Here is a 13,621-nt window from a genome sequence, read left to right as displayed (position 1 = left end):
TGCAAGGTATGAAAACATTGAATAATATAAAAAAGATATGGGGAGCTGCTTTGATAGGAATAGCTTCTTTTATGCTGCAGGGATGCCAGGAAGCCGCTCAAAAAGGTGACGGGTTGTTAATGACCGGAACATCTTCGGATAGATTGGTAAAGTTTGCCATTGATGGATTTCCATCTGCGTATGCTGTTTCTGTGACTTCAACTTCTCGCGTTGAATCGGATATTCAGGTGAATCTGGCTGTTGATGCAAGTCTGGTTGATACTTATAATGAGGAAATGGGAACCAATTATTATCCCATTCCGGATGAATCATATACATTTGAAAATCCGGAGGTTACGATTTCAGCAGGACAGGCAATTTCTTCTGCTGCCTCTCTTTCAATTGCCGATGATTCGGAATTTGTTCCGGGACGTGTTTATTTGGTACCGGTTACCATAAAAAGTGCGACGGGAGATTTGGATATTATAGAAGCAGGGCGTACTATTTTTCTGAAAGTATCCCGAACATTGCGCTTCCATGCTCCGTATGTAGGACAGGCTTCTATGGCTTATCAGTTTTTACTTCCAGAGCCTATTCCTTCATTGCCTACTTATACATGGGAAGTGAAGATTTACGCTACTCAATTTCGTTCTTCCGGAGCTTCCGGTACTACCCGTGTTTGCTCATTTGGAGGTAGTGAAGCGTCTGTAGAAGGGGGAGCGATTGATGATGGAGGCTTTAAATGTGACCAGAACCTGCTTCGTTTTGGTGAAGGAACGGATGAGCCGAACCAGTTGCATGTAACAACTAAACAGGGTAAAATGTCATCGAATACTCGCTTTGCTTTAAATACCTGGTATGCTGTTGCCTTGGTAAATGACGGCAGTACGTTGACATTGTATATTAATGGAGAGAAAGATAACTCAATGACAGTTGCTCCGTATGAATATGCGCTTTATGGAGTACAGATCGGTATGCCTTCAAAAGGTTATCAATCTTCACAATTGTTTTATGGTCGTTTGAGTGAGATGCGCCTTTGGACTCGTCCTTTGTCTGCTCGTGAAATTAAAGCAAATGTATGTGGGGTAGATCCTTCTACCAATGGGCTTGTGTCTTATTGGAGAATGAATGAAGGAGAAGGAACTACTTTCTATGATTTATCTCCGTCCAAGCGTGATATCAGTTATAAGAATGGAATCACGATTGACTGGACTTATGATGATACGAATAAATGTCTTGAATAAGGTAATAATAAATGAATAGACTGTATGATAATGAAAAACAATATAAATAGATTAACTCTCCTTTTGCTTGTTTTATTGGGAGGAGTAGGATTCACATCCTGTTCGGATGATGACAATGATTTTATTGAATTGCCGACAATAGAGATGCCACAGTCGGAAGCAGGACCTGTTTCTATTGATTATAGGGAGATACTGGATGCAGGAAGCTATGTTTATGATTATACTATCAAACTGGATAAACCTGCTGCTACTACTTTATTGTGTGACATTGCCGTGGACGAAAGTATGGTAGAGGCTTATAATGCTGCAAATAACACGTCTTATAAGATGATGCCCGCTTTTGTCTATGAGTTGCAAGCTAAAAATGCGATAGTGAAGGCAGGACAGCAAGAATCCAATTCCTTATCAGTTAAGTTTTCATCATTGTTCGGTTTGGTGGAAGGTGAAGAATATTTGCTTCCTATTGTTGCAACAATAGATGAAACGTGTGTAGGACAATTTGTAACGGACACTCGTTCTGTTTCTTATTTTACGATTAGCATTGATGGGGAATTGGATTATATACCGGGATTGAATATGAGTTCTTATTCAACGGATATGTATCGTACGTTAAGTTTCGCAAATGATGAAGTAGTTACGATTGAAGATAATACACATACGTTTGAAATGCTTGTATATCCATATAGTTGGCACAGTGGAACTAATTATATAGGTACATGGCGTGGTAAAGATACCAACAATAATAATGAGGTTTTTAGTGGTTGTGAACTACGTGTGACCGGTGCAACGGGAGCGTCTAATATTGGTAATCGTCAATGTGACTTGACATTGGCTAATCAAAATATAACGTTGCCGGCTAATCAATGGGTAAGGTTGACTATTACTTGTGACGGAACAAAAACGGGCCAGAATATTGAGGTTGCTTATCGTTTATATATTAACGGTGAGGAAGTTGCTTCTGCAAAACCTACTAAACGTTGGGGACCATCCTCTTCTCAAAGATTCAAGGTGGGATATACGTTGACTGGTATTCAGTTTGGTAATACAAGTTCAAGTATGTATTTTGATGGTCTGATTTCTGATATTCGTATGTGGAAGAAGTGTCTGACGGCGGAAGAAGTAAAAGCTAACTTGCGTACAATAGCTTCTCCATCTTCGTCGGACTTATATGGCTATTGGAAATTGGATGAAGGAGAAGGAAATACATTGAAGGACAGTTCGGGCAATGGGCGTGATTTAACTTTCCCTGCTTCGGCAAATATCATTTGGAATGCAGAATTCAATGATTTGCCTCAAGATAATTAAAATGTGATTTTATATTGGGAGTTATTGTGTTTTTACGTAACTCCCAATATTAACTTAAAGAAATGATGATGAAACGTTTTATGTCAGCTTTGATCGTTTTACTGTGCTCTATTGTTGGCGTATGTGCTCAACAACAGGGAAAAACTGTATTACGTTTTGATACTACTACTTGGAATTTTGGTAATATTCAGGAAGTAGAAGGCAAAGTGAGTCATACTTTTCATTTTACTAATATACATACTTCTCCTGTTGTGATTGAAGAAGTGATTTCAACTTGTGGGTGTGCCATTCCTGTTTATAGTAAACAACCTGTAAAACCAGGGCATACAGGCACTATTACCGTAACTTTCGATCCTAAAGGGCGAACAAACTTTTTCTCTAAGAGTATAAGGGTTGTTTCTAATTCAGGGCAAAGTGTCAATACTCTTTGGGTAAAAGGCACGATAAATACAATGAATCGTATAGAGGATGAATATCCTTATTCTTTATCATCAGATATTCTGGCAGATCGAATGACTCTATCTTATGATCTGTTACAGCATAATGGGAGGTCAAAACAATTGGAAATTAGAATCTATAACCGATCGGATAAAATGGTCAGGTTGTCATACTCGCTGTTGGATAAGAGTGGATGTTTGTCGATATCTATGCCATCATCTCTTCAAGGTCGATCTTGTGCGACTATAAAAATAACAGCTTCTCCTTTAAAAGGCTTTTACGGTACATTTAAAGATAAGATTATTATTAGTGCCAATTCCGTACACAGTTCTTCTATACAAATCTTTGGTACAGTGATTGATGATATGAGAAAAGTAAGCACGGCAACTGCTCCCCGAATGAAGTGTTCACAATCTTATTTTAATTTGGGGAATATCTCATTAAAAAAGCATATTCAGAGAAAAGTAAAAGTTACTAATGAAGGGGCGAATCCTCTTATTATCCGCAAAATAGAATGTCCGGAATTTGTTTCTACTAATATCCGGGGTGAAAAGGTTTTGAAGCAAAATGAGTGTCTGGAGGTTCTGTTTGAATTAAATGTATCATCTTCAAACCATCTATTGGATGCAAAGGTCAAGTTGATAACAAATGATGCTCATCAGCCTGTACATACAGTTATATTTGAAGGGGAAATGGGTAAGTAGGGTTGAATATCTCTATTTGAAAGATTAGAAATACACTATAAATTAATTGAGTCATTTTACTGTATATAACATTATGATAAAACGATTGTATATTTTGGTGATAGTACAGATGGTATGTACTTTGGGGTTTACTCAATCCTCTCCCTCGTTACCTGCTTACAAAGATCCCAGTTTGTCAATAGATATAAGACTTTCAGATTTACTTTCCCGCATGACTTTAGAAGAAAAGGTCGGTCAGTTACTTTGTCCTTTAGGTTGGGAAATGTATGAAATACATGGTAATGAGGTCTGTCCTTCCGGAAAATTCAAGCAATTGATTAAAGAAAGGAATGTTGGAATGCTTTGGGCGACTTATCGTGCAGACCCGTGGACAAAAAAAACTCTGGCAAATGGACTTAATCCCGAGATGGCAGCAAAAGCAGGGAATGCATTGCAAAAATATGTGATGGAGAATACTCGTTTGGGAATTCCGATGTTTTTAGCAGAAGAAGCCCCTCATGGGCACATGGCAATTGGTGCTACAGTTTTTCCTACGGGTATCGGAATGGCGGCTACTTGGTCACCGGAATTAGTAAAAGAAGTTGGTCAAGTTATCGCTAAAGAAATTCGTTCCCAAGGTGGGCATATTAGTTACGGTCCCGTACTTGATCTGACCCGTGATCCCCGTTGGTCCCGCGTGGAAGAAACATTTGGAGAAGATCCTGTGTTGAGTGGTATTTTAGGGGCGTCTATGGTTGACGGTTTAGGTGGAGGTAATCTATCACAAAAATACGCTACCATAGCTACCTTGAAACATTTTCTGGCATACGCTGTGCCGGAGGGTGGACAAAATGGTAACTATGCTTCAGTCGGTATTCGTGATTTGCATCAGAATTTTCTTCCTCCTTTTCGTAAGGCAATAGATGCAGGGGCATTGTCTGTAATGACTTCATACAATTCGATAGATGGGATACCTTGTACGTCGAACCATTATTTGCTGACTCAACTCTTGCGTAATGAATGGAAGTTTCGTGGCTTTGTAGTTTCCGATTTATATAGTATTGAAGGGATTCACGAAAGCCACTTTGTTGCTCCAACCAAAGAGAATGCAGCCATACAATCTGTAACGGCTGGTGTTGATGTTGACTTGGGTGGGGATGCTTATACCAACCTTTGTCATGCGGTTCAATCCGGACAAATGGATAAGACTGTGATTGATACGGCTGTCTGCCGGGTGTTACGGATGAAGTTTGAGATGGGCTTGTTTGAGCATCCTTATGTGGATCCGAAAATTGCTGCTAAAACAGTACGCCGTAAAGAACATATCGAACTGGCACGTAAAATCGCACAGTCTTCCATAACACTTCTCAAAAATGAGAATTCAATTCTTCCTTTAAGCAAGACGATAAATAAGGTGGCGGTAATTGGCCCTAATGCTGACAATCGATATAATATGTTAGGGGACTATACAGCTCCTCAGGAAGATAGTAATGTGAAAACAGTTCTTGATGGAATTCTAACAAAATTATCTCCTTTTCGTGTGGAATATGTACGAGGCTGTGCTATTCGTGATACTACAGTGAATGAGATAGAACAGGCAATTGAAGCTGCCCGCCGCTCCGAAGTTGTAATTGTGGTTGTGGGTGGTTCCAGTGCCCGTGATTTTAAAACGAGCTATAAAGAAACAGGTGCGGCTGTAGCTGAAGAGGGTAGTGTAAGTGATATGGAGTGTGGAGAAGGATTTGACCGTGCCAGTTTATCCTTACTTGGTAGACAACAAGAACTATTGGAATCTTTGCAAAAGACAGGTAAGCCTTTGATTGTCGTTTATATTGAAGGTCGTCCTTTAGAAAAGAATTGGGCTTCGGAATATGCTGATGCGCTACTGACTGCTTACTATCCGGGGCAGGAGGGTGGAAATGCTATAGCGGATGTTCTTTTTGGAGATTATAATCCTTCCGGACGTTTGCCAATCTCCGTTCCGCGTTCTGTAGGCCAGATTCCGGTTTATTATAATAAGAAAGCTCCTCGAAATCATGATTATGTGGAAGTGTCATCTTCTCCGTTATATAGCTTTGGTTATGGGATGAGTTATACCACTTTTGAATATTCTGATTTGCAGGTAGTGCAGAAATCTGCTCGTTGTTTTGAAGTCTCATTTAAAGTAAAGAATACAGGGAAGTATGATGGTGAGGAAGTATCACAACTTTATATGAGAGATGAATATGCATCAGTTGTTCAGCCGATGAAACAGTTGAAACATTTCGAACGTTTCCATTTGAAAAAAGGAGAAGAGAAAAAAGTTACTTTTGTTTTGACAGAGGAGGACTTTTTCTTGGTTAACTATACTTTGAAGAAAGTAGTAGAGTCGGGGACTTTTCAGGTAATGATAGGTAGTTCTTCTGATGATATAAGGTTAGAAAAATCTATTTCAGTAGAATAAGTTTCATCTTTTGAAAGTTGTTGCTTACTTTTATAAATCTTGATAAATAAAGAACAAAACTAATATTTCTAATTATATCAGCGAATGAACGTATTCAGATAGTACTAGTACACTGGAAATAATAAAGAGAGAATATTCCTTTTACGGAAATATCCTCTCTTTCTCACTTAAAAACCTAAACCTTTTATCTTAATTATTTGCTATTATAAGCCGTCAACATCCAAACCAATTTTTCCTGTTCTTTCAGATAATCGCTCATCATCGAAACGGTTACTTCATCTCCGGCTTGAGAAGCGATAGACAAGATTTTACGTTCTTCACCAATCAGATAACTGATACTCTGAAGGATATTGTTCAGTGCCTGTTCGCCGTTGCTCACCTTATCTACTTCACTGATATTTGCTACTTTCAAATAATCGCTGAATTTATTGGCAGGAGTACCGCCCAACATCAAGATACGTTCTGCAATTTCGTCTACCTTTTCGGCTGTGTCATCATACATCTTTTCGAATTGGCTGTGGAGAACAAAGAAATCATGTCCTTTGATATTCCAGTGGAAACCGCGGAGATTGGTGTAATACACTTGGAAGTCTGCTAATAGTTGTTGCAAAGATGCTACTACGTTGTTTGCTCCCGATTCATTCAGTTTGATAAATTCTAAAGTTTTCATATTCTTTTTATTTTTAATGATTTATACTTGTTTTCTTTTTTTTCTGTACTGCAAAGATAAGGCGGAAAATGCTTGTTGTCAAACTGAAAATTTCTATCTTTGCATAGATGAAATCTATAACTTAACATGATTTGATAGATGACGATACAACAATTAGAATATATATTAGCCGTAGACCAGTTCAGGCATTTCGCACGGGCAGCCGAATATTGCCGTGTGACGCAACCTACTTTGAGTGCCATGATTCAGAAGCTGGAAGATGAATTGGGAGTAAAGTTATTCGATAGGACAGTGCAACCCGTTTGTCCGACACCCATCGGGCAGAAAGTGATAGACCAGGCTCGTGTGATTCTGGCGCAGGCAGCTCAAGTAAAAGAAATCATCAGTGAAGATAAGCAATCATTATCAGGTGTATTCCGCTTGGGAGTATTACCCACTATCGCTCCTTATTTGCTACCCCGTTTTTTCCCTCAACTGATGGAGAAATATCCCGAACTGGATATTCGTGTCACGGAAATGAAAACCCAGGATATTCAGCAGGCTCTGCATGCCGGCGATTTGGATGCAGGGATTATTGCCAGTAAATTAGAAGACACATTCTTGACGGAAGAAACTCTCTTCTATGAGCAATTTTATGCTTATGTATCACGGAAAGAACCCTCGTTCAAACATGACGTTATCCGCACTTCCGATATAACCGGCGAACATCTTTGGCTTTTGGACGAAGGACATTGTTTTCGTGACCAACTTGTCCGTTTCTGTCAGATGGAAGCGGTGAAGGTTAGTCAGATGGCTTATCGCCTGGGAAGCATGGAAACCTTTATGAGAATGGTAGAAAGCGGAAAAGGAATCACTTTTATTCCCGAACTGGCAGTGGCTCAATTGACGGAAGAACAGCGACAATTAGTACGTCCGTTTGCTATCCCCCGACCGACGCGGCAAGTGGTGTTGGCGACAAATAGAGATTTTATTCGTCACAGCCTGCTATGTGTTCTGAAAGAGGAAATAAAAGCTGCAGTCCCCAAAGAAATGCTTACTTTGCAGTCCATACAGTGTTTGCTATAATAATAGAGGTTGAGATGATTCCTGTCATATACCCTTGTACCGGGTATAAGCGAAAAGAATAACTCCAACAGTGGCAAAGCGGGTTTCGGAGAAATTCATCGGAGTGACGTCATTGCTCAATCCTTGCTTGATAAGAGAGTTTACGATGGCCCATAAGGTAGAGGCTAATATGGCGTGCAAAAGTCCTTTTTTCATTTTATTTGCTTGCCTTTTATTCAAAAATGTTGCGAAAGCAATAATAATTTAGGCACGTAGGCTTTGTTTTCTTGGGTTAATTCTCTATATTTGATGCATTAACCATTATTTATAGTTATGAAAAAGTACATTGCAGAAATGATTGGAACGATGGTGCTCGTTCTTATGGGATGCGGAAGTGCCGTTTTTGCCGGTAGTGTAACCGGTACGGTAGGTGCTGGCGTGGGAACAGTCGGCGTAGCTTTAGCATTTGGTCTTTCAGTAGTAGCGATGGCGTATGCTATCGGAGGTATTTCAGGATGTCACATTAATCCTGCTATTACATTAGGAGTGTTCTTAACTGGGCGTATGAACGGAAAAGATGCAGGTATGTATATGATTTTCCAGGTAATCGGAGCTATTATCGGCTCGGCTATTCTTTTTGCTTTAGTTTCCACCGGTGCTCATGACGGACCTACGGCTACAGGTTCCAATGGTTTTGGCGATGGAGAAATGTTGCAGGCATTCATTGCGGAAGCAGTATTTACTTTCATTTTTGTATTAGTGGTGCTCGGCTCTACCGACTCGAAGAAGGGAGCAGGCAATCTGGCAGGACTTGCCATCGGTTTGACTCTTGTATTGGTACATATTGTATGTATTCCTATCACAGGGACTTCTGTAAACCCGGCACGTAGTATTGCTCCGGCATTATTCCAGGGAGGAGAAGCATTGTCGCAGTTGTGGCTGTTCATCATTGCTCCATTTGTAGGAGCTGCGTTGAGTGCGGTAGTTTGGAATTATCTGGGAGATAAGGAAGAAAAGAAATAAATCTTTTATAAGAATAACTTCTTTATATAAAGGAGAAGATAAAAGGGCGGCAGTTTCACAACTACCGCCCTCTTTTGCGTAATTAATATATTATATTAAAAAAGAGTGTGTTTTGCACGTTTACATTAGATTTATAATCTTAGGGAAACTTTACTTCATAAGTTTTCGGTCCGCCATATAAAGTGTTGACACGGATCCTTAATCCTTTTTTCCCTTCCATCCGGTCTTTAATCTTATCCAGTTTGAAAGATACATATCCTTCGCCCAGGCTTTGAGGATAATCACCTTCACTGTTATGGCGGAATTCCAGATTGATATATTCGTCCTCCGCACTGTCTTCGTCAGCAGTGGGAGCAGACTCTTCTTTGTCGTTGATTACGAGATTCAGGAAATGTTTTTTATCTTCACTATGCGTTCCATAATATTGGAATTCAATCGTTAGATATTTATTATCCTTGTTGATCCACATATAAGTCGTGTTGATCTTGTCATCTCCGACTTTTTCTTCATCGTTGTCATCTTCACCCATCGTGATGATGTCTTTAGTTAAGATTGGATTGATACCTCTCACCTGAATATTAAGGTCGTATCCATTTACAGGCTCTTCCAGCTCGTTGAATATCACAAAAGCTCGTTGTCCTTCCACCCAATCTTTATTACTCCATCCTTGCGCATTGCTGGGATACATCTTTTTCCCGTCATCCAAAGTGAAATAAAATTCCTTGCTATCCTGGCTAATCATATTGATGGTACTGACAACCAGAAGATCGGACGGGTTGTCATCGTCGTCCAAACATGACTGGAGAATCGGCATTGTAGTCATAATAGCAAAGATAAAGGCAATGAATTTAAATTTCTTCATATACTTATTTAAGTTTTAGATTATATAAAATGGTTCCTTTGTATTGTGAAAATGCAATGGGATAGAAAATATTGCATTTGAATCTGTTAAAGAAACAAAAGTGATAAAAGAGTTGTTCTCTCTATGCAGTATTTCTATCTTTGCTGCATTTATAAGTTAAACACGTGTATAAGAGAATGGAAGAATTAGAGTTGTCGGAACAATGCAGGCTAGGCAATAACCAAGCTCGCAAAGAACTGTATGAGCAGTATGCGGGACGTATGCTTGGCATCTGTCTTCGTTATACCGGCGACCGTGATACAGCCCAGGATCTGCTTCACGACGGTTTTTTAAAGATATTCGATTCCTTCGACAAGTTCACCTGGAGGGGTGAAGGCTCCCTGCGGGCCTGGATGGAAAGGGTGATGGTCAACACAGCTTTGCAATATCTCCGGAAAAATGATGTAATCAATCAGTCGGCACCATTAGAAGAGTTGCCTGAAGAATATGAAGAACCGGATGCTTCTGATGTAGAAGCTATTCCACAGAAAGTGTTGATGCAGTTTATAGAAGAACTACCTGCCGGATATCGTACAGTGTTTAACCTTTATACATTCGAAGACAAATCGCATAAAGAAATCGCACAGGAATTAGGTATTAATGAAAAATCTTCGGCTTCGCAACTATTTCGTGCGAAGAGTGTATTGGCAAAAAGAGTAAAAGAATGGATAATGCATAATGGATAGATAGAGATGGAAGAGAAAGAATTGTGGATGAATAAGTTGAAGGAGAAGCTCGCGGATTATTCCGAGCCGGTGCCTGCTTCCGGTTGGGAACAACTGGAAAAAGAACTTATGCCTCCTGTGGAGAAGAAAATATATCCTTATCGAAAATGGATGATGGCTGCTGCAGCTGTTATATTGTTAGCCGTCGTTTCGTCGGTAAGTCTATATTTTCTGGGGACACCGGCCGCGGATGAAATACGTCATATAAAGACTCCGGCATTGGCATCTACACCCGATGCGTTGCCGGGTGTGCAACAACCGGATGTGCAGGGCACTTCCGTAGAACCCGTCTTGCGACCAGTGGCTCGTGAAGACCGTTTGGCGAAAATTGATAAGAATCTTACAGAACAGAAAACAAATGCAGGCCAATCTGCAATAGAAAATAACAACGAACCTGTAACAGGGAATGAAAATAATCCTGTGATTGAGGAAGACCAGATGCTCAAAGGTGAGACGAAACAGACGAAAAATGAAGCAAGGCAGGTTGACAGTGAAAATGTGGGTCAGGCTACACAGTCACAGGACACCGAACGGCCGAACAACAGGCCGCGTCGCCCTTCCGGCAGAGACAAGCTGCATATTCCGGCAGAAAAAAGAGCACCTCAAAAAGGAACATGGTCCATGGGACTCTCGGTCGGAAATTCGGGCGGAGCATCCACAGAAGTCGGTGCCGGCTCTCATGCTTATATGTCTCGTGTGAGTATGCTTTCTGTTTCCAACGGTCTGATGGAGATACCTAACGATCAGACATTGGTTTTTGAAGATGGAGTGCCTTATCTGCGTCAGGCAAAACAAGTGGTCGACATTAAGCACCATCAACCTATTTCTTTCGGATTGTCTGTCCGTAAAGGACTGGCCAAAGGATTCTCTCTCGAAACGGGATTGACTTACACATTGCTTTCTTCGGATGCGAAACTGGCGGGTGAAGATCAGCAGATAGAACAAAAACTTCATTATGTCGGTATTCCGCTGCGTGCTAACTGGAATTTCCTTGATAAAAAACTCATCACTCTCTACGTTTCCGGTGGAGGTATGGTGGAGAAATGTGTTTATGGAAAGCTCGGTTCCGAGAAAGAAACGGTGAAACCTTTGCAATTCTCGGTATCCGGTGCGGTAGGTGCACAGGTGAACGCAACGAAACGTCTGGGTATCTATGTAGAACCCGGTGTTGCTTATTATTTTGATGACGGTTCGGATATACAGACCATACGTAAAGAGAATCCGTTTAATTTCAATATACAGGCTGGTATCCGCTTGACTTATTAATGCGAACTACCTTACTGAACATAGTGACGGTATCCGTTCAAGATAGCGTCACTATCCTGATTAGATAGCGTCACTATCTTGACCGGATGGCGTCACTATCCTGATATTAGTATCTTTTTCCTCATAAAAATCGGATAATTGAGAAAATATTAATAATATTGTCACCTGTTAATGGTCTATGGTTGCATACCTTTGTTGCAAAATTCTAAGCTATGGTGAATTTTACAGATGAAAAACATTTATTAATCGATTTAAAAGACGGTTCTTTTCAAGCATTTGAAAGATTGTATAATATGTACAGCGGTAAACTGTACAATTTCATTATGCGGCTTTCTTCCGGCAATCAATATATGGCTGAAGAAGTGGTGCAATCCACTTTTATCCGTATATGGGAAGTACGTGAGAAAGTCGATACGAACGCTTCATTTATTTCTTTTCTTTGTACGATAGCCAAAAATTTATTGATGAATATGTACCAGCGTCAGACCGTTGAATATGTTTACAATGAATATCTGCTGAAAAGCGGACTAGACCATGATTCACAGACGGAAGATACTATTGATCTTCGTTTCTTGAACGATTATATCGACTCATTAGCGGAAGAATTGCCGGCACAGCGAAAGAAAATCTTTATCTTAAGTAAGCGTCAGAACTATACGAATAAGGAAATTGCTGAAATGATGGGTATTTCTGAAAGTACAGTCGCCACGCAATTATCTTTGGCGGTGAAATTTATGCGTGAACAGTTGATGAAGCATTACGATAAGGTAATTGCGCTTCTGATTGCCTTTTTTGTTAATGAAATGTAATTGTAATACACGTTTTTGGATAGTAGATAGGATGAAAATGTATACTTGTAAATAAGCAGGAAAGAAGATGGATAAGATATATTATAAAGAACTGATTGAAAAGTATTTCGATGGAAATATAACGGATGCTGAAATAAAAAAGCTCTCCGATTGGATAAAGAACGACCGCCATTTACAGAACTGGTGGGAAGAAGAATTTTCCAAATCGGATGCCGGCATTAATCCGGTACTGCGCGATAAACTATTTGCCCGAATCAAAGAACAGACGCAGGGAAAAGAAGAAACACAGGGAAAAGAGAACCCAAGAACTATTCGTATGAATCCTTGGAAATGGGCTGCCGCCATCGTTTTACCCATTTGTATTGCCTTCTTCACCTACTATCTTGTAGATTCTTCCCAAACAGTGGGAGCGCCCTTTATAGTAAAAGCTGATAAAGGAGATAAAGCAACCATCGAATTGCCGGACGGAACGAATGTCGTTCTCAATTCTGCTTCGCAATTAAGCTATCTGAATAACTTCGGAGAAAATGGGCGTCGTGTGCAACTGAATGGTGAAGCCTATTTCAAAGTAGCTCATGATGAAAAGCGCGCCTTTATTGTACAGGTAGGCGATTTGGAAGTGAAAGTACTCGGTACTTCTTTTAATGTATCTGCCTATGAAGATGCTAAAGACGTGACAGTCGTTCTTTTGGAAGGAAAAGTTGGAGTCTATGCGCAGAAAACATCGCATATCATGAAGCCCGGCGACAAAATAGAATATAATAAAGCCACTCATAAGATAACAGCCACTCAAGTACACCCGAGTGACTACATTGAATGGACGAAAGGAAATATCTATTTCGAGAAAGAATCTTTGGAGAATATAATGAAAACCCTTTCACGTATCTATGACGTAGAGATTCGTTTCGACTCCAATAAACTACCTAATGAATATTTCACCGGAACCATTCCGGGAGGTGGCATACAGAATGCATTGAATATCCTGATGCTTACTTCACCTTTCTATTATGAAATGGACGGTTCGGTGATTGTTTTGAAGGAGAAATAGATAGTAATTTTTGATTGATATAAAAAGGTCATTCTTTGTGTTT

At 40.0% G+C, this 13,621-nt stretch carries 13 protein-coding genes; 10 read left to right on the top strand and 3 right to left on the bottom strand.

The genetic code is table 11. The features are described from left to right. Positions 1 to 8: 8 nt before the first annotated feature. From DW862_RS05655 to DW862_RS05640, 4 genes are all read left to right on the top strand, one after another. A complete protein-coding gene (locus DW862_RS05655) occupies positions 9 to 1,223 on the top strand; it encodes a DUF1735 and LamG domain-containing protein (RefSeq protein WP_120067454.1) in 1,215 nt (404 codons plus the stop codon). A gap of 24 nt (positions 1,224 to 1,247) precedes the next feature. After that, positions 1,248 to 2,528, top strand: a complete 1,281-nt coding sequence (locus tag DW862_RS05650) for a BT_3987 domain-containing protein (RefSeq protein ID WP_008021554.1) — start codon at positions 1,248 to 1,250, stop codon at positions 2,526 to 2,528. Positions 2,529 to 2,593: 65 nt separating this feature from the next. After that, positions 2,594 to 3,670 (top strand): DUF1573 domain-containing protein, encoded by a 1,077-nt coding sequence (locus DW862_RS05645; RefSeq protein ID WP_120067453.1) that lies wholly within the window; start codon positions 2,594 to 2,596, stop codon positions 3,668 to 3,670. 73 nt (positions 3,671 to 3,743) lie between these two features. Further along, positions 3,744 to 6,092: a glycoside hydrolase family 3 N-terminal domain-containing protein gene (locus DW862_RS05640; protein ID WP_120067436.1), complete on the top strand. Its 2,349-nt coding sequence runs from the start codon at positions 3,744 to 3,746 to the stop codon at positions 6,090 to 6,092. A 193-nt stretch (positions 6,093 to 6,285) separates the two neighbouring features. On the opposite strand, the gene DW862_RS05635 is transcribed toward DW862_RS05640, so the two are convergent. Then, complete coding sequence (locus DW862_RS05635; RefSeq protein ID WP_004314742.1) at positions 6,286 to 6,762, bottom strand: Dps family protein; 477 nt, start codon at positions 6,760 to 6,762, stop codon at positions 6,286 to 6,288. 138 nt (positions 6,763 to 6,900) lie between these two features. Here DW862_RS05635 and DW862_RS05630 point away from each other — a divergent pair, with 138 nt between their 5' ends. Beyond that, entirely contained in the window at positions 6,901 to 7,827 is a 927-nt protein-coding gene (locus tag DW862_RS05630; protein ID WP_008643125.1) for a hydrogen peroxide-inducible genes activator, read from the top strand. Between the two features lie 24 nt (positions 7,828 to 7,851). Here the strand turns inward: DW862_RS05630 and DW862_RS25815 are convergent, their stop codons facing one another. Beyond that, on the bottom strand, positions 7,852 to 8,022 hold the full coding sequence (locus DW862_RS25815; protein WP_165450455.1) for a hypothetical protein: 171 nt from the start codon (positions 8,020 to 8,022) through the stop codon (positions 7,852 to 7,854). Between the two features lie 117 nt (positions 8,023 to 8,139). On the opposite strand from DW862_RS25815, the gene DW862_RS05625 reads away from it, so the two are divergent. Then, positions 8,140 to 8,829, top strand: a complete 690-nt coding sequence (locus DW862_RS05625; RefSeq protein ID WP_004314740.1) for an MIP family channel protein — start codon at positions 8,140 to 8,142, stop codon at positions 8,827 to 8,829. A gap of 139 nt (positions 8,830 to 8,968) precedes the next feature. Here DW862_RS05625 and DW862_RS05620 read toward each other — a convergent pair whose 3' ends face one another. Next, positions 8,969 to 9,691: a NigD-like protein gene (locus DW862_RS05620; RefSeq protein WP_074708452.1), complete on the bottom strand. Its 723-nt coding sequence runs from the start codon at positions 9,689 to 9,691 to the stop codon at positions 8,969 to 8,971. Positions 9,692 to 9,867: 176 nt separating this feature from the next. Here DW862_RS05620 and DW862_RS05615 point away from each other — a divergent pair, with 176 nt between their 5' ends. From DW862_RS05615 to DW862_RS05600, 4 genes are all read left to right on the top strand, one after another. After that, positions 9,868 to 10,416, top strand: a complete 549-nt coding sequence (locus DW862_RS05615; RefSeq protein ID WP_004314738.1) for an RNA polymerase sigma factor — start codon at positions 9,868 to 9,870, stop codon at positions 10,414 to 10,416. A gap of 6 nt (positions 10,417 to 10,422) precedes the next feature. Beyond that, the gene (locus DW862_RS05610) at positions 10,423 to 11,721 is read left to right on the top strand and encodes an outer membrane beta-barrel protein (RefSeq protein WP_120067435.1); all 1,299 of its coding nucleotides are present in this window, start codon (positions 10,423 to 10,425) and stop codon (positions 11,719 to 11,721) included. Positions 11,722 to 11,933: 212 nt separating this feature from the next. Further along, positions 11,934 to 12,530, top strand: coding sequence for an RNA polymerase sigma-70 factor (locus DW862_RS05605; RefSeq protein WP_008643132.1), 597 nt, complete (start codon positions 11,934 to 11,936; stop codon positions 12,528 to 12,530). 67 nt (positions 12,531 to 12,597) lie between these two features. Continuing rightward, on the top strand, positions 12,598 to 13,578 hold the full coding sequence (locus DW862_RS05600) for a FecR family protein (RefSeq protein ID WP_015532722.1): 981 nt from the start codon (positions 12,598 to 12,600) through the stop codon (positions 13,576 to 13,578). Positions 13,579 to 13,621 lie beyond the last annotated feature (43 nt).

The sequence above is a fragment of the Bacteroides sp. AM37-9 genome, assembly GCF_003603455.1.
GTDB classification, from domain to species: Bacteria; Bacteroidota; Bacteroidia; order Bacteroidales; family Bacteroidaceae; genus Bacteroides; species Bacteroides xylanisolvens.
This window is presented reverse-complemented; position numbering and strand designations above follow the sequence as displayed.